Below are 16,483 nucleotides of genomic sequence, written 5' to 3' on the forward strand. Positions count from 1 at the left end.
ATTCAGCCGCGTTCGTTCCCCACCACAACTCCATGATCGACGGCGGCGCTCCGGGCGCTCCGGGACGTGGCGTGGAGGCGGAGGGTGCCGGCGGCCAGGGCGCCGGCTCCGGTGGCCAGGGCCGCGGCGACCAGGATCCGCCCCGTCGTCGCGGGCCAGGGGAGCGGGGCGACCGAGCGGGCGAAGACCGCCGCGTTGGCGACGCCGGCGAACAGGGCGAGGCACGCACCGGCGAGCGCGACCGCGAAGTCGGCCGCCGGCCGGCGGGCCAGCGCGTACACCCCGGCGGCGATCGCGCCGAGACCGGTCAGCAGCGGCCACACCTGGCCGCCGAGCAGCCCGGTCAGCAGCCCGCCGACCCCGTCCGCCCCGGCGTCCAACTCGCGCCCCACGGCGTACGCGACGGCCGCGCCGCCACCCGCCACCAGCAGCACGCCGACCGCGGCCAGTGCCCGCGCGCCCGGTGCCGACGCGGCGCGGAGCAGCCCCAGCGCCCCGACCGCCAGCAGGCCGAGGGTGGTGGCCACCCACCAGGTGTACGCGTCCGGCGGAGGCACCCAGTCGAGCGTGCCGCGGACCTCCACCACCTGAGCGTCGACCCGCAGCGGCACCGTCCAGTCCCGGACCCGGTGCTCCCGGTCCGGCGCGGCCCGCACCTGCGGCGGCGGCGCGGACTCGCGCCACAGCGCCCGTTGGTCGTGCCAGCGGACCGTCGTCGAGCCGTCGACCCGCCGCCAGTCCGGTGGGGCGGCCGGGTCCGCCTCGGCGGGGATCCGGGTGTCCCCGGCGAGGGTGCGGTTCAGGTACGTCGCCGGGGAGCGCCGGTTCTCGTACACCCCGTCCGGGCCGACCCGCAGGTACGGCTCGCCCGAGTAACCGATCACCTCGACCGGCCGGTCCCCGGTGTTGGTCAGCTCCAGCCGTGCGCCGGCCTCGACCGCGCGTACCGTCAGCCCGGGCCGGGCCGGCGTGACGGCGGTGACCTCGGTGCGGTAGTCGGTGCCGGCGGGGGCGTCGGCGCCGTGCGCGGCGGCCGGCGCGGCCAGCGCGAGCGTCGCGACGATCGCGCCGGCGAGCGCCGTGCCGGCCCGGACGACCAGGGTACGGATCAACTCGCGGCCTCCACCGCCGCCCGGATGCCCTCCGGGGAGCGGTCGGCGACGGGCTGCCCGTTCACCAGGATGGTCGGCGTGCCGGTGATGTTCGCCCGGCTGGCCTCCTCGGTGACGTGCTCGGTCCACGGCAGGTAGGTGCCGTCGCGGACGCAGGAGCCGAAGCTGTCGCGGTTCAGGCCGAGCTCCACTCCGATGTCGATCAACTGGTCGTTGCTGAGCTGGGCGCCCCCCTCGGGCGGCTGCCGCTCGAACAGCACCTCGGTGAACTCGCGGAACTTCCCGCCCGCCGCCGCGCAGCCCGAGGCGGCCGACGCGCGGGTCGGGTACTCGGTGGTGGAGAAGCGGTTCAGGTAGGCGACCGGGTGGAAGACCACCCGCGCCTTGCCCTCGTCGGCGAGCTGGTCGATCGTGTCGCCGCTGGCCTGCTGGAACTGGGCGCAGGCCGGGCAGAGGTAGTCCTCGTAGAGGTCGATCGTGACCGGCCCGGAGCCGTAGACGATGCCGGTGCCGGCGTCGTTGGCGCCCGGTGGCGCGGTGAACTCGTCCGAGCGCTGGCTGGAGTAGAGGCTCCAGCCGATCCCACCGGCGATCACCAGCACGAGGACAGCCGCCACCGACACCCACAGCGTCCGCTTGCGGCGCCGCTCCCGGGCCAGTTGCTCGCGGACGACCCGGGCGGCGTCCTTGCGTCCCTTCCGACTACTCATCCTCGTCCTCCACGGCGGGATCGCCCGTCAACCAGCCGTCCACCGAGAACGGGGTGCGGGGCCAGATCAGCAGGAACCCGGCCAGCGCCAGGAATCCCAGGTCCCGGAGGATCTCCGGGAGGTAGCTCGGGGCCTGCCCCTCGGCGAGCTGGCCGCCGCTGCCGAAGCAGCCGCAGTCGATGGCCAGGCCGCGCGACCAGGCCGAGACGATGCCGGCGATGAAGACCACGAGCAGCGCCGCGGAGACGCCGGCGGTCAGTCGCGTCGCCAGCCCGAGCAGCAGGAGTACGCCGAGCGCCAGCTCGACGAACGGCAGCGCGGCGCCGATCACGGTCGCCACGTCGTACGGGAAGATCTGGTACGCGTTCACCGCTCGACCGGACGCCGCCAGGTCACCGACCTTGGAAGCGCCCGCGAGGAGCCACACGGCGGCCAGACCGAGGCGGGCGGCGATGCCGATCCAGGGGCGTACGGCAGGCCAGCGGGGGGTTCGGGTGCTCGGCAGGGTCACGCTCATTTGTCGCTCCCCGGCGCGCTGAGGTTCCCGTTCCGCCCCCGGGTCGCGGGCGCGGCACGGCGGAGCTGCGGCCTCGTCACGGTCCTACCCGGCCAGGGCGCCGTCGACCGCCTCGACCAGGTCGGCGCGGGCCCGGGCCACCCGGGACCGGATGGTGCCGACCGGCACCCCCTCCACGGCGGCGGCCTCCGCGTACGACAGGCCGAGCAGTTGGGTGAGCACGAACGCGCCGCGCCGCTCGGCGGGCAGCCGGCGCAGCAGGTCGGCGGCGCCGAGCTGGCCGGCCGGGTCGGGGTGCGGCCGGCCGGTCCACGCGTCCGCGGCGAGCCGGGCGTCGAGGCGGCGGCGCCGCACCACCGTGCGCAGGTGATCGGCGCAGGTCCGGCGGGCGATGCCGAGCAGCCACGTCCGCGCCGAGGAGCGGCCCTCGAAGGCGGGCAGGGCCCGGAACGCCCGCAGGTACGTCTCCTGGGTCAGGTCGTCCGCGGTCTCCGGGTCGACGAGCGCCGCCACGAAACGCCGTACCTCGGCCTGGGTGAGCCGGACGAACGCGGCCTGGGCGACCGGATCCCCGGAGCGGGCGGCGAGCGCCTGCTCGGTGGCGCGGGCAGGCCCGTCGACGCCGCCGGCCGGGCCGGCGGGTGCGGTGTCGCGCGGGGCGGGGATCACGACAGACCAGGTTACGCCGCGTAAACTCCCGCGGGAGGGTCCTTCGGCCCTTCCATGGCCTGCGCCACGTCGGGAACTTTTCTCGGCCACCGGCCGACTACCCGCTCGTGAACTGCGACGACGTACGCGAGGTGCGGTCGGCGTACCGGTCCTGGCCGGCCCGCGCCGCGCAGGTGACCCGGTCGGCCCGGGTGCGGCCGACCGTGCCGGACCTGACCGCCGCGGCCTTCGTGCCGGTGCGGCCCGGGCTGGGCACGGCCGGGCGTTCTGGGCGAGCATGACCGGCATGACTGCCGCCCTCCGTCGTTGGCTCGCCCGGCTCACCACCGCCGCCGGTCTCCTGGTCGTCCTCGTCGCCCTGCTGGTCGCCCCCGCCGGCCCCGCCAGTGCCCACGCGGTGCTGGTGAGCAGCAGTCCGGCCTCCTCGGCCGTGGTGCCGGACGCGCCCTCCGAGGTCGTGCTCACCTTCAGTGAGTCGGTCCGCAAGGTGCCGGGCAAGATCCGGGTCATCGCGCCGGACGGCTCGCGGGCCGACCGGGGCGAGCCCTCCTTCGAGGGCAGCGTCGTCGCGATCCCGGTCGACCCGGGCGGTGACCGGGGCACCTACCTGGTCAGCTACCGGGTGATCTCGGCCGACAGCCACCCGGTCTCGGGAGCGTTCACCTACTCCGTCGGCGCCCCGTCGACCCCGCCGGTCGACACCGGCGACGACAGCCGCGCCGACCCCGTGGTCGCCAACGGGATCAAGGTCGCCAAGTTCGTCGGCTACGCCGGCCTGCTGCTCCTCGTCGGCCCGGTACTGGTGCTCGCGGCGCTCTGGCCGCGCCGGCTGTCCCGCCGCGGTCCCGCCCGGGTGGCGTGGGCCGGTCTGGGGCTGGTGGCGCTGTCCACGCTTGCGACGCTCTGGCTCCAGGTCCCCTACACCAACGGCGGCGGCGTGACCGACGTCACCGGCACGGGCTTCAGCACGGTGCTGGGCAGCGCCTTCGGGGCCGCCCACCTGGTCCGGCTCGGCCTGCTCGCGGCGGCGGTGTTCCTGCTCCGCCCGCTGCTGGCCGGGCCGGTCGGCCGTACCGACCAGCTGATCCTGGGCATCCTCGGTGGCGCGGCGCTGCTGACCTGGCCGCTGTCCGGGCATCCGGCCGCCTCGCCGGCCCCCGCGGTCTCCGTGGTCGTCGACGCGGTGCACCTGGGCAGCATGGCGGTCTGGCTCGGCGGGCTGGTGATGCTCGTCGGTTTCCTGCTCCGCCGGGCCGACGAACGCGAGCTGACAGCCATCCTGCCGATCTGGTCCCGCTGGGCGGCGCTTGCGGTGTCCGCGCTGCTGCTGGCCGGCATCGTGCAGGCACTGATCGAGGTGGCCACCCCGGCCGCCCTCGTCGACACCACGTACGGGCGGCTGCTGCTCGGCAAGATCGGGCTGTTCGCGCTGGTGATCGCCGTGGCCGCGTACTCCAGGGCGCTGGTGCGCCGGCGCACCGCGGCCGGCCGGCCCACGCCGATGCGGCGCGCGGTCCTGGCCGAACTGGCGATCACCGCGGTGATCCTGGGTCTGACGGCGTCCCTGGTGCAGACCACCCCCGCCCGGACGGCCGCGACCGACACCGCCGGAACCGGCGCCGGCTACTTCTCGACCACGCTGACCAGCTCGCTGGGCTCCGTGCAGGTGGAGGTGGACCCGGCGAAACGGGGGAACAACACGGTCCACTTCTACGCTTACACGCCCGAGAACCGGCCCCAGCCGGTGGTGGAGTGGCGGGCCACCGCCGCGCTGCCGTCCGCCGGCATCGAACCGATCGAGGTGCCGCTGCTGCCGCTGACCGACAACCACGCCACCGGCGAGATCAACCTGCCGGCGTCGGGGGAGTGGCAGCTCCGCGTCACCGTCCGCACGTCCGACATCGACCAGGCCACGGTGACCGCCACCGTGCCCGTCCGTTAGGGAAGGTACTCACTCCATGATCCGTCTCCGGCGTACCGCAACCGCCGCCGCCACCCTCGCCCTCGGCGCCGTCACCGCCGCCGTCCTCGGTTTCGCCACCCCCGCGTCGGCGCACGTCACGGTGAACCCGAAGGAGGCGACCCAGGGCGGTTACGGCCGGTTCGCGTTCCGGGTGCCGAACGAGAGCGACACGGCGTCCACCACCAAGGTGGAGGTCTTCCTGCCGGAGAACGCCCCGGTCGGCTCGGTCTCCACCATGCCGGTTCCGGGCTGGACGGTGGCGGTGGAGAAGCGCAAGCTCGACCAGCCCGTCGAGGTGCACGGCAGTCAGCTCACCGAGGTCGTGTCGAAGCTCACCTGGACCGCGGGCCCGGACGCGGCGATCAAGCCGAGCACCTTCCAGGAGTTCCCGGTGTCCATGGGGCCGCTGCCCGAGGTGGACCAGATGGTCTTCAAGTCACTCCAGACGTACTCGGACGGCAACGTCGTGCGCTGGATCGAGGAGCCGACCGCCGGCGGCGCGGAGCCGGACAGCCCGGCGCCGGTCCTCAAGCTGACCGCCGCCTCGCCGTCGGCCGCCCCGGCGGCGAACTCCGACGCCAGGGTCGAGGCCGACGACGACGACGAGGCCGAGGGCAACGGCCTGGCCGTCGGTCTCGGCGTGGCCGGTCTGGCCGCCGGCCTCGGTGGCCTGGCGCTCGGCGGGCTGGCCTTCGCGCGGACCCGCCGTACGCCGGAGGCCTGACCACCACGCCGCTGCTGACCGGCCCGCCGGACGCGGTTCCGGCGGGCCGGTGTCTTTCCGGCGTGGGTGCCGTGGATATCCCCTGATCGGCCGGTTCGTCTCGGTAAGGTCGGCCGGGTGTCCGGCTACGGAGGGGGACGAAGCCAATGCGGATGGTGCGGGTGCTCGCCGGGGCGCTGCTGCTGATCACGGGGATTCCGGCGTTGCTCGCCGGTGTCGCGCTGGGTGCGGATCTGACCCTGGACCTGCGGGCCGGGCTGCCGGCGAACTGGGCCGATCCGGCCACCGTCGGCCTGCTGACCGGTGGGGTGCTGCTCGTGACGTCGGCGCTGGCCCTGCTGCTGCGGCCGGTACGCCCCCGCGAGGTGGTCTTCGTGGTCGAGCCCGACCAGGTGCCCGTGCTGGCGGGCCGGCTGGGCGTCACCTCGCTCAGCGGTCTCGGCGCGCCCGCCGCGCTTAACGGTTCCGGCGCGCCCGCCGCGATCGACGGTTCCGGCGCGCCCGCCGCGCGGGACGGGGACCGGGCCGTGCCGCCCGCCCGCCAGTTGGTGTCGGTCGGCGCTCCGGTGGCCGGGCAGCCTTCCGGGATCGGGCCGGTACCGGCCCGCCGAACCGCGCCGGGTCCCCTGGGGCGCCCGGCGACCCTGGCCGACCTGCTCGACCCCCCGCCAGGCGAGGACGTGGCCCGACCCCACCGGTCACGGCGGGCCGACGCCGGCCGCGATCAGCCGGTCGGCGAGGCGGAAGGCCGGTCGGGTGGCGGCGATGGCGGTGGCCGGTGGGCCGGCGCCGATGATGGCCAGCGCGGCCGTGCCGCCGAGGGCCGGTCGGGTGGCGGCGATGGGGGTGGCCGCCGGGGCCGGGACGGTACCCGCTGCGTCGCGCCGCTGCGGCCCTCCGAGGTGGATCTGTCGCTCGTCTGGCCGCCCGCCGCGCCGGCGGGGACCGCTGCGCCGGCGCCTCTGTCGCTACCAACGCCCGTCGGGTCGGCGGGAACCGCCCGGCCGGTCGGACGAGCCGGGTCTGGCGGGCCGATCGGGTCTGGCGTGCCGGTCGGGTCTGGTGGGCCGGTCGGGTCCGTCCCGCCGGTCGAAGCCGTCGTGTCGGCCGGAGCGGCCGAGTCCGGCCAGGGGCTGGAGTCGTCGCTGGCGCGCATGACGCGGCGGAAGCCACCGGCGCACCGCTTGCGCCCGGCCGCGCCGGTCGATCCGGACCGCTGACCGCGGATCTTGGACAGTTTCCGTTCGCGGCGGACAGAAAGTGTCCAAGATCCGCCCGGCATGTGCTCGAAACGGCGCGGCGGGCGCGCGACGTGGACGGCCCTCCGTGCTGCCGACACGGAGGGCCGTCCGCACCGGGGGACCGGTGCTACCGAAGTATGGCTTGTGGTAGTTGAGACCAGATTAGCGGCGTAGTGGGCTACTCGGGAAGAGTGTCCGGTTGGGCGCGGCCGGCACGTATCGGCAGGGCCACCAGCAGCAGCAGGCTGAGCAGCACGTACGCGTTGCGGATCAGGAACTCGCCGACCGAGTCGGTGGGCACCTGGGCGGTACCCCAGTCCTGGAACGACACCACCCCGTACACGATGATCGCGGTCGTGCCGACGGCGAGCGTCACCATCCGGCGGCGGTCCCCGCCGGGGCCGGCGGTGATAGCGGCGTCGACCAGGAGCACGACGGCCGGTATGAACCAGTAGATGTGGTGGGTCCAGGTGATCGGGCTGACCAGCGCGCCGACCAGCCCGGTGAGGGTGAGACCGGTCAGCGCCTCGCCGGCGCGGGCGGCACGTGCCGCCCGCCACAGCCCGTACCCGGCGACCACGGCGACCAGCGCCAGCCACACCACCCGCTCGGGCTCCTGGGGTGCGGTCAGGCGGCTCAGCAACCCGAAGAGCGACTGGTTGCCGGTGTAGTCGGGGCGGCCGACGCGGTCGGTCGCCCACAGCTCGTGGGTCCAGAAGCGCCAGGAGTCGCCGGGCGCGAAGGCGGCCGCGAGCAGGGTCGCGCCCGCCGCCGTCGCGCTCGCCACCGCCGCCGCCCGCCACCGGCGGCAGACCAGCAGGTAGACGATGAAGATGCCCGGGAAGAGCTTGAGCGCCGTCGCCAGCCCGACCCCGATGCCGGCCCAGCGCCCGTTGCGCGGTACGGCGAACAGCAGGTCGGCCAGGATCAGCACCACCAGCAGCATGTTGATCTGCCCGAAGGTGATGGTCTCCCGGGTGCTCTCCACCGCGAGCACCAGCAGCACCGCCACCGTGAGCGTGAACACCCGCGGCAGGTGGTGCCGGGCGATCACCGGGTCGACCAGCCAGCGGGTGGTGACCACCACCGCCAGCAGGGTCAGCGACGTGAAGATCGCCACCGTGGCACCGAGTGGCAGCAGCGCGAACGGCCGCAGCAGCAGCGCGCTGAACGGGGGGTAGGTGAAGTACAGGGCACCCTGCACCCGGTCCGGCTGGACGTAGTCGTAGAGCGGGTTGCCGGCCGCCCACCAGTCCATCGCCCGCATGTAGATCTTCAGATCGAAGAAGTCGTGGACCAGCCCCGGCAGGTAGAGGGCGGGCAGCACCGCCGCGAGCGCGAGCACGCCGATGATCCGCCGCACCGTGCGGCCACCGTTGTCGTCCTCGGTGACGGCAGCGGTTGCGACGGGTTCGGGCGGCACGGGGAAACCCTAACGGTCTCCCCCCGGTGCGGTGCGCGGCGCGCGGGCCGTCGGGCTGCGCGTAGGCTGTGCCGGTGGCAGATCTTCTCGTCTGGATCGACTGTGAGATGACCGGCCTCGACCTCGGCAGGGACAAGCTGATCGAGGTCGCCGCGCTCGTCACCGACCCGGATCTCAATGTCCTCGGCGAGGGCGTCGATGTCGTCATCCACGCCGACGACGCGGCCCTGGACGCGATGCCGGAGATCGTGGCGACCATGCACGCCAAGTCCGGGCTGACCGACGAGGTCCGGCGGTCGGCGGTGACGCTCGCCGAGGCGGAGGACATGGTCCTCGACTACGTCACCAGCCACGTGAAGGATCCGCGTACCGCCCCGCTCTGCGGCAACTCGATCGCCACCGACCGGGGCTTCATCACCCGGGACATGCCGCGGCTGGACAACCACCTGCACTACCGGATGATCGACGTCTCGTCGATCAAGGAGCTCTGCCGGCGCTGGTACCCCCGGGTGTACTTCGGGCAGCCGCAGAAGGGCCTCGCGCACCGGGCGCTGGCCGACATCAAGGAGAGCATCCGCGAGCTGGAGTACTACCGGCGCACCATCTTCGTACCGCTGCCGGGGCCGGACGTGGACGGCGCCAAGGCCATCGCCGCGCAGCTGTAGGGACCGCACGGTCGAACCCGCTGGACGCGGTCGGCCGGCGTGGGGCTATTATTGGTCCGCACCGCCCGGGGCGACCCGGCGCGGCGACATGGTGGCTGTAGCTCAGTTGGCAGAGCACCGGGTTGTGGTCCCGGTTGTCGTGGGTTCAATTCCCATCAGTCACCCGGTTGACGAAGGCCCCCTCCGCGTGGAGGGGGCCTTCGGCGTTTTCAGGCGGTGGGGCTGGTGTCGGGGTCGGGGGTCTCGGCCGCCGTCGGCTCGTACGGCAGGGCGCTGCCCTTGACGTACTGCTCCCAGCTCATGTTCCAGTCGGTCCATCCGTTGCCGTTCTGGAGTTTCCGCTCGGTGCCCTTCACCGTGATCGGGTCTCCGATGCGGGTGTTCGCGAACAGCCAGGCGCCGTTGGCCATCGAGACGTTCACGCAGCCGTGGGAGACGTTGACCGAGCCCTGCTGCCCCTCCGACCACGGGGCGGCGTGGATGAACTCGCCACCCCAGGTGAGCCGCTGCGCATAGTCGATCTTGGTGCGGTAGCCCTCCTCCGGGCCAAGCTCCTCGTACGTGTCGAAGACCGTCTTGCGCAGCTTCTCGATCACGACCATCGTGCCGCTAGACGACGGGGTGGACTTCTTGCCCAGGCTGACCGGGATGGTCTTGACGACCCGGCCGTCCTTGGCGACGGTCATCCGCTTCGTCCTGTTGTCCACCGTCATGATCAGCGACGGGCCGATCTTGATGTCGACGGTGAGGTCGCTGCGGCCGTACCAACCGTCGCCGAGCGGCAGGCCACCGGCCTGGACCCGGTACGAGACCGTGCTGTTCGCCTTCCAGAACTCCTTCGGGCGGTACCGCACCTCGGTCGGGCTGACCCAGTGCCAGATGCCCTCCTGCGCCGGGGTGGCCGTGACCGTCATGCGGCGCTGCAGGTCGTCCCGGTAGTCCTCCGGGATGGCGCGTCCGAGCTTGATGATGAGCGGCATACCGACGCCGACCACCTGCCCGTCGCCGAGGAAGCTGCTGATCCGGACCTGGTTGTCCGGCTTGGCCATCGTGGTGAAGGTGCTGGTCGCGGTCGCCGGACGGCCGTCGTCCCCGGTGGCCGTGACGGTCGCCGTGTACGTCTCCCCGTACTCCAGGGCGCCGGCCGGCAGCCAGCTCGCGCCGTCGGCGGCGAGCGTGCCCTCGACGGCCTCACCGGAGGAGTCCTTCAGCTCGACGGTGGTCTCCTGGGCTTCCTTCGTGGTGAAGGTGATGCCCGTCGAGGCGGGCACGTCCTTCGCGTCGGCGGCCGGCTCGACGATGCTGACGGCGGCCTTCGGCGCGGGCGTGGCCTGGCTGTCGCCGTCCCGCCAACCCGATCCGCCGTCCCCACCGGAGGTGCAGGCTGCGGTGAGCGTCAGCGCCGCGGCGAGTAGCCCGGCCGCGAGCGCGCGGCGTCGCACGCGCCGGGTCGGCTGGTCCTGGACAGCTCGCATGGTTACCTCACAGTCGTGGTGCCGATTGCCCATCCTCTCTCACCGACGCACGCGACGAGGTGCCCCGTTGCGTCCGGTGAACCGGAACACAGCGGCGCGAGCTGCCCGGACGCCACCGGCCCCGTGCTTGTCAGAACGGTGAACCGGACCCGCCGGACGGCACCGGCAGGGCACTGCCCTTGATGAAGTCCGACCAGCTCACGCTCCACGCCGTCCAGCCGTTGCCGGCGGCCACCCGCCGCTCGGTGCCGGTGATGGTGATCGGGTCGCCGATCCGCGTCTTGCCGAACAGCCAGCGGGCGTGCGCGGTCGAGACGTTCACGCAGCCGTGCGAGACGTTCCGCCGCCCCTGCACATGCTCCGACCACGGCGCAGCGTGGATGTACTCGCCGCCCCAGGTGAGTCGCTGCGCGAAGTCGATCTCGGTGACGTAGCGGTTCTCCGGATCCGGGTCGTCCCGGGTGTCGAAGACCGTGGACTCCTTCTTCTCCATGATCACCATGGTGCCGCTGGACGAGGGCGTCTTCTTCTTGCCGAGGCTCACCGGCAGGGTGCGGACCACCTGGCCGCCCTCGTACACGGTCATCCGCTTGGTGGCGTTGTCGACCTTCATCTCGAAGGAACGGCCGATCTTCGCGGTCGCGGCCCGGTCGACGTTGCCGTACCGGCCGTTGCTCAGCGGGATGCCGGCCAGCCCGATGCGGACGCTGAGCGTCGTACCGGGCTTCCAGTACTCCGGGGCGCGGTAGAAGGCCTGCCGGCCTCCATCCACCCAGTGCCAGGCACCCGGCTGCGGCGGATCGGTCTCCACGAACATGCGCCTCTGCACCGTAGCCCGGTCCTTCTCCGGGATCCCGGGGTTGAACTCGACGACCACCGGCATCGCGACGCCGTACTCCTTGTCGTCGAAGAGGTAGAGGCCGGAGGCGATCATCGACTTCGGCTTCGCCATCGTCCTGAACGTGCTGCGCCCCTCGCTGGTGCTGCCGTCCGCGGCGGTCGCGGTGACGGTGGCGGTGTAGCTGGTGGCGTACTTCAGGGGGGCCGACGGCACCCAGGAGGAGCCGTCGGCGCGCAGCCGGCCCTCCACCTGCTTCCCGTCGGCGCTGGTGAGGGTGACCGCGGACACCTTCCCGCCGCCCGCGAGGGTGGCGCCGATCTCGGCGCTCACCGGCCGGTTGGTCGCACCGTCGGCCGGGACCACGGAAAGCGGCGGCCCGTTCGGCGTCGCCAGCTGGCCCGGCGCGGTGCTCACGGTCGGCGTCGCCCCGCCGACGAACTTCGGCTGCTCCTCGTCGTCGCCGCACCCGGCAAGCGCCAGCGACGCCACCAGCCCGAGGGCGCCCACGATCGCCCCGGCCCGCGTGAACCTGCCCATCCCCACCTCTGTCCTCGCGTACCTGGCGGACATCGTGCCGCATCACCGCTCGTCGGCAGGTCCCCTTGGGCGCTCGCGGCGGTCGTTTGGGTGCTTACGTCCGACAAGCTCAACCGAAGGGTGGAGCGGGGGATCGGATTGGAACCCGGCTGATCGGGCGTGCTAAGGTTTCCCCCGTTGCCAGCGAGCGCCGCTAGCTCAACTGGCAGAGCAGCGGACTCTTAATCCGCGGGTTCGGGGTTCGAGTCCCTGGCGGCGCACCAGCAATCAAGGCCCTGACCTGGCGTTTTACGCTGGGTCGGGGCCTTTTTCGTGCTCCTGTCGATGGCCGGGTGCTCGGTGGGTGCTCGGGAGCGGTTGGACTGCTCCGGCAAGCCATGGACGCGGTGCCGTGACCTTGGATCAAGCCGCACAACGCCACAGGGCGTCGCCGCGCGGCCGGTGGTCGCCGGTCGAGACGTCGCTCCGTCTCGTGAGTTCCCCGTGCCCTATCTTGGCTCTGGTCCCTTCTCGGGCGCGGCGTCCTGTGGATGATGCGGGAAGATCCATGCCGTGGATGTCCCCGAGCTTCTTCGTCGAGCTGCCTGTCACGTGCCCGTGGTCGTGACGGGTGAGGCCGGCACGACAGTGGCCGATGCGAACGAGTACCTCGACCACGATGAGTGGGAAATCGCGCTGAACATCCTCGTCGAACTCGGCGACGCATACCGCACCGAGACCGCCTTCTGGGATCTCCTCGCCGAGGCTGCCAGGATGATGTGGCTGTCCCGGACCGAGCGGTGGTGCCACTGGCGTCGGGCTGAAGTCGTTCACGGGGTGGTTCGCGCGGACCTTCAGCTCGTCGATCCGGGCGTCGCCGGCGGCAGGCGGACTCCCATTCCGGGCGACGGGCGTCTCCGTCCGCTGTGGGACATGGGCGCTGTGACGGCGGCGGGCGACCCGGACCTGTACGTCGCGCGGATCTGGGTTGAGTCGCTGCCAGATCTTCAGCCCGGCGGAAGAGCCCTGATCCGCCTGGCTCCGTTGAACCCGCAGCGGTGGCGACGTCTCGTGCCCGGCGACGTCATCACGATGCATGAACAGCGGCCTGTGGCCGGGACCGCGACCATCGTCGAGTCAGCGTTCTCCGTTGACGAGGATCATCATCTGTGACGGAGGGTGACGGCGGGCGGGTTCAGGCATGCCTAGGCGTGACTTGATCGCGGGCGTTTGGCGCCGCTTCTGGGGCTGCCGGCTCTGACGCCGGTGTGGCTTAGAGATCAACAACAGGTTGCCCACTATGTGTCTTATAGACGTTATAATGCTCGGCTCTTCGGTGGATTCGCTGAACAGTGATCTCCAGGTTTGCCCCCAAACCGCGATTAGAAGGGTGAGGGAGTTCCGCGGGGTGCGCCAGCGCTTCGTTCGGCGGTCCATACGGCATCCGACGCCGCTGCAGATGATCCTGGTGGCCGTTCGCGGCGAAGGACCTCCCATCACGTTGCGTGATGAGCGATCGAAATGGCTATGAGCCGTTGATGTTCGGCGGGATCATCGGGACATGAACGACCGTACGGCCGTGCGGCGGTTGTTGCCGCGGCGGTGGCGGATCCTGTCGTTCCTGGCGCAGGACGGTTCGGCGTCGACACTGGATGTGGCGCTGGTCTGTGACGTGTCGCGGCTGACGGCTCACCGGGACCTGGCCTGGTTGCACGACGCGGGGCTGGTGCGCCGCGATCGCTCGGCGGAGGACCGCACCCACACCTGGTGGTACGCGGCCACGGCGCAGGGAGCCGAACTTCTCAGTCGTGAGCTGGCGGCATCCGGGCGGTCGGTGCCTCTGCAACTGGGCCGACGGCATCCGAGCCCGGCGGATGCCCTGCTGTTCCTGCCGTTGGTCGAGGTGTCGCGGCGGAATGCCGGGACCTGCGAGCTGTTCCAGTGGTTAGCGACGATGGAAACCTCGGCGTGGCTGCGCCAGCATGACCTGGCCCACCTGCGCGCCGACGGCTACGGCGTCTGGCTCGAGGACGGGCGCTGCCTGCGGTTCCTGGTGCACGTTGACCGAGGCCCGGTAGGCGACGCCATCGCCGAGCAGGAGAAGCGGACGTCGGGACTGAGTGGGCTGCTGACCGGCTACCGGCGTAGCCACCGAGCGGTGCCGGTCGGGGCGGTGTTGATCATCGCTCAGGACGCCGAATGGGAAGAGCAACTGCTGACCGACCTGGTCCGCGATCCGCTACGACCGCAGATTGCGGTGACCACCAGGGAGATGCTGTATCGGCACTGGCCCGATGATCAGGTGTGGAGGCTGCCCGGGGACGGCATGGCCCGGCGGCTGACCGACCTCGGAGCCTAATTCCTCTCATGCCTCCGATGCTGCGTTGCACGTTGGAGTCAGCTGCGATCAGTCCTGCCGGCCGGCACCTCGCCGGCCAGCCGGGTCGCCGCTTCGAACGCCGTCGCCCACGGGAATGCCTTCTGGCGGCTGTTGCCGCTGCCGGGCGGGTGCGGCTCCCATCCGTCGTCGGTTCCGAGAAGGACCCGGACGCGCTCCGCACGGAGGTCCGCCACGGCACGTTGGAAGGGTGCGCGGGCGGCTAGGGCGGCGTTGACGAACGGGACGACCACTGTCGGCACCCGCCGGCCGATCAGCTCGGCGACCGTGGTCATCGCGTAGTTGTCGGCGATGCCGAGGGTGATCTTGTTGACGGAGTTGTAGGTGGCGGGGGCGATGATGAGCGCGTCCGCGGCGGGGAGCGAGCGGCGGGCGCCGGGGGACGACCGGTAAGTGGAACGGACCGGGTGCCCGGTCAGCCGCTCTATCGCTTCCACGTCGATGAACTCGAGGGCGCTGGGGGTGGCGGTGACCGCCGTTGTCCACGATTGCTGCATCGCGGTGGTGATCAGTTGTGTCACGTCGGCGGCGGGCCCAGCAGCGCAGACGACGATTTGCAGGTGGCCGCCAGTCATACGCGGATCCCGGCTTGCTGGGCGAAATGCATGACGGCGGTGCGGACGTGCCCGCGGGTGAGGACTGCCAGGTCGCTGGCGATGCGCTGCACCGCTGGCCGGCACCGGATCTCCTCTGGGGCCACCTCATACGCGCTGCGTAGCGCGTTCAGGCCGTGCTCGAAGCGACCCCACTGCGTGTAGGCGCGGGCCACGTCGACGAACAGGGAGGCCCTGCGTTCGGCAAGGCTGATCTTGTCCAGTGGTACCTGGCGGGCGAGGGCTATGGCGGTGCCGGCGTCGCCCAGGGTCAGCGCGATGTTGACGCGATGCAGCAGGACATTGGTGGCACCGAATCCGGTCCATCGGTCATTGCCGTCGTAGCCGAGCCGCCTGGCGGCTTGGGAGGCCTCGTCGAGCATGGCCTGTGCGTTGTCACGGTTGTCGTCGCGGGCGGCGGCGATAGCACCGCGGAGCAGCAGGGCGCCGTAGACGGCGACCGCGTCGGTCGAGGCGAGTCGGGTGCCGAGTCGGAGGTTCTCGGCCGCGTCTTCAGCGAGCTGCCGTGCCTGATTGCTGTGGCCGTTGCTCATCAGGGCGTGGGTCATAATCCGGGCGCTCGTGGCCATCGCCACCGGGTCCTGACTGGTTGCAGCGGCACGGGTGCTGCGTTCGGCGGCGACCAGGGCCATGCCATTGTCACCGACCTTGAGCAGCATGCTGCTGACGACGTGGTAGAGGTCGCTGGCGAGGGCTTCTACCTGCGCTCGCTGCTCGCCTTCGGTGTTTGCACGAGTCGGTTCCAGCGCGGGCAGCAGGGCCGCGAGTCCGGCGAGAACCTGCTCGTACCGGCAGGCCTGGTAGTCGGTCTTAGCTGCGGCGACGTTCCGAGCGAACTGCCGGAGCGTTAGGGCAACTCGCGTGGTGGTTCGAGACGGTGGTGCGACCAGCGCGTTGAGCAGCGGTGCGACGCTCGGCAAGGCCATGCCGCCGATCGTCACGCCCGTCAAGAGGTCCCTGCGCCGCACGTCGCCGTCCGAGTCGATGTCGTGAATGCTGCCGTCGCCAGTATGGACGTGCGTGGCGGTGACGGATGGCTTCGCGGGATCCGCAAATGCACCGCTGGTACCTGCTCTCACCAGTGCATCGAAACGCTCGCGGACGTCCGGGGTGGCCCGCGCCAGCACCGTGTCCAGGGCAGCCTGCATATCGGCACGCAGGTAGATCTTGTCGCCCTGGCTGCTCCACTTGGCCACCGTCCGCCGGGCAGCGCCCAGGTGTTCGGCGAAGCTGGTGACGCTCATCCGCAACGCCCGGCGCAGCGCGTTTGCTTCCCGGCCGGTCCAAGTCGTCACCGCAGCCATCGCACGTCCTTCCCCTACGGACAGTCGGCCGGACGATCGTAACGGCACTCGGCGTGCTTGCAGGTGCACCGTGAGTGCACCGCCAGGACATCCCCATCGCCGCGTTCACGAGCGAACCTGATCGTGCCGGTGCGCCGCTTTTGGTGAGTAGGCGGCCGGCACCGAATCACAGCCTCACGCCAGGGGACTCGAGATGAACGACGGGACCACCGGACGGCAAGGGTATCCGCCGGCGCGTCGGCCGGCCCCATCGTGTGACGCCCTCTTACGCGTGCGGCTGAGGCCTCGCCTGCGTACCGCCATGAGGGCTG

Annotated in this window: 15 protein-coding genes, 2 tRNA genes and 1 pseudogene; 9 read left to right on the forward strand and 9 right to left on the reverse strand. The window is 71.9% G+C overall.

The features are described from left to right. Window positions 1-2: 2 nt before the first annotated feature. From ABTW87_RS11375 to ABTW87_RS11390, 4 genes are all read right to left on the reverse strand, one after another. Window positions 3-1,112, reverse strand: coding sequence for a hypothetical protein (locus ABTW87_RS11375; RefSeq protein ID WP_350650700.1), 1,110 nt, complete (start codon window positions 1,110-1,112; stop codon window positions 3-5). After that, a complete protein-coding gene (locus tag ABTW87_RS11380; RefSeq protein ID WP_350650701.1) occupies window positions 1,109-1,822 on the reverse strand; it encodes a DsbA family protein in 714 nt (237 codons plus the stop codon). The genes ABTW87_RS11375 and ABTW87_RS11380 overlap by 4 nt, the downstream gene beginning before the upstream one ends. Continuing rightward, window positions 1,815-2,339 carry a MauE/DoxX family redox-associated membrane protein gene (locus ABTW87_RS11385; RefSeq protein WP_350650702.1) on the reverse strand — a complete coding sequence of 175 codons (525 nt, stop codon included), beginning with the start codon at window positions 2,337-2,339 and terminating at the stop codon, window positions 1,815-1,817. The genes ABTW87_RS11380 and ABTW87_RS11385 overlap by 8 nt, the downstream gene beginning before the upstream one ends. An 84-nt stretch (window positions 2,340-2,423) precedes the next feature. Then, window positions 2,424-3,008 carry a sigma factor gene (locus tag ABTW87_RS11390; RefSeq protein ID WP_350650703.1) on the reverse strand — a complete coding sequence of 195 codons (585 nt, stop codon included), beginning with the start codon at window positions 3,006-3,008 and terminating at the stop codon, window positions 2,424-2,426. Between the two features lie 107 nt (window positions 3,009-3,115). On the opposite strand from ABTW87_RS11390, the gene ABTW87_RS11395 reads away from it, so the two are divergent. From ABTW87_RS11395 to ABTW87_RS11410, 4 genes and pseudogenes are all read left to right on the forward strand, one after another. Continuing rightward, window positions 3,116-3,289, forward strand: coding sequence for a hypothetical protein (locus ABTW87_RS11395; RefSeq protein ID WP_350650704.1), 174 nt, complete (start codon window positions 3,116-3,118; stop codon window positions 3,287-3,289). Then, window positions 3,286-4,950, forward strand: coding sequence for a copper resistance CopC/CopD family protein (locus ABTW87_RS11400; protein ID WP_350650705.1), 1,665 nt, complete (start codon window positions 3,286-3,288; stop codon window positions 4,948-4,950). The genes ABTW87_RS11395 and ABTW87_RS11400 overlap by 4 nt, the downstream gene beginning before the upstream one ends. Window positions 4,951-4,966: 16 nt before the next feature. Continuing rightward, window positions 4,967-5,695 (forward strand): YcnI family copper-binding membrane protein, encoded by a 729-nt coding sequence (locus ABTW87_RS11405; protein ID WP_350650706.1) that lies wholly within the window; start codon window positions 4,967-4,969, stop codon window positions 5,693-5,695. 146 nt (window positions 5,696-5,841) lie between these two features. Beyond that, window positions 5,842-6,366, forward strand: a pseudogene (locus tag ABTW87_RS11410) (hypothetical protein); the annotation flags it as partial. 748 nt (window positions 6,367-7,114) lie between these two features. Here the strand turns inward: ABTW87_RS11410 and ABTW87_RS11415 are convergent. After that, entirely contained in the window at window positions 7,115-8,359 is a 1,245-nt protein-coding gene (locus ABTW87_RS11415) for a glycosyltransferase family 87 protein (RefSeq protein WP_350650707.1), read from the reverse strand. Between the two features lie 68 nt (window positions 8,360-8,427). Here ABTW87_RS11415 and orn point away from each other — a divergent pair, with 68 nt between their 5' ends. Continuing rightward, complete coding sequence (orn, locus tag ABTW87_RS11420) at window positions 8,428-9,024, forward strand: oligoribonuclease (protein ID WP_350650708.1); 597 nt, start codon at window positions 8,428-8,430, stop codon at window positions 9,022-9,024. 91 nt (window positions 9,025-9,115) lie between these two features. Then, window positions 9,116-9,188 (forward strand) — tRNA-His (locus tag ABTW87_RS11425). Between the two features lie 45 nt (window positions 9,189-9,233). Here the strand turns inward: ABTW87_RS11425 and ABTW87_RS11430 are convergent. After that, on the reverse strand, window positions 9,234-10,499 hold the full coding sequence (locus ABTW87_RS11430) for a L,D-transpeptidase (RefSeq protein WP_350650709.1): 1,266 nt from the start codon (window positions 10,497-10,499) through the stop codon (window positions 9,234-9,236). A 130-nt stretch (window positions 10,500-10,629) separates the two neighbouring features. Next, window positions 10,630-11,877, reverse strand: a complete 1,248-nt coding sequence (locus ABTW87_RS11435) for a L,D-transpeptidase (protein WP_350650710.1) — start codon at window positions 11,875-11,877, stop codon at window positions 10,630-10,632. A gap of 187 nt (window positions 11,878-12,064) precedes the next feature. Here ABTW87_RS11435 and ABTW87_RS11440 point away from each other — a divergent pair. The 3 genes from ABTW87_RS11440 to ABTW87_RS11450 all read left to right on the forward strand — a co-directional run bounded on the left by ABTW87_RS11440 (window position 12,065) and on the right by ABTW87_RS11450 (window position 14,215). Then, window positions 12,065-12,140 (forward strand) — tRNA-Lys (locus ABTW87_RS11440). Window positions 12,141-12,429: 289 nt separating this feature from the next. Next, complete coding sequence (locus ABTW87_RS11445; protein WP_350650711.1) at window positions 12,430-13,029, forward strand: hypothetical protein; 600 nt, start codon at window positions 12,430-12,432, stop codon at window positions 13,027-13,029. Between the two features lie 388 nt (window positions 13,030-13,417). Next, complete coding sequence (locus ABTW87_RS11450) at window positions 13,418-14,215, forward strand: DeoR family transcriptional regulator (RefSeq protein WP_350650712.1); 798 nt, start codon at window positions 13,418-13,420, stop codon at window positions 14,213-14,215. Between the two features lie 38 nt (window positions 14,216-14,253). Here ABTW87_RS11450 and ABTW87_RS11455 read toward each other — a convergent pair whose 3' ends face one another. Next, on the reverse strand, window positions 14,254-14,829 hold the full coding sequence (locus ABTW87_RS11455) for a flavoprotein (protein ID WP_350650713.1): 576 nt from the start codon (window positions 14,827-14,829) through the stop codon (window positions 14,254-14,256). Further along, window positions 14,826-16,172 (reverse strand): hypothetical protein, encoded by a 1,347-nt coding sequence (locus ABTW87_RS11460; RefSeq protein WP_350650714.1) that lies wholly within the window; start codon window positions 16,170-16,172, stop codon window positions 14,826-14,828. The genes ABTW87_RS11455 and ABTW87_RS11460 overlap by 4 nt, the downstream gene beginning before the upstream one ends. Window positions 16,173-16,483 lie beyond the last annotated feature (311 nt).

The sequence above is a fragment of the Micromonospora sp. NPDC126480 genome, from assembly GCF_040302465.1.
GTDB lineage: Bacteria > Actinomycetota > Actinomycetes > Mycobacteriales > Micromonosporaceae > Micromonospora.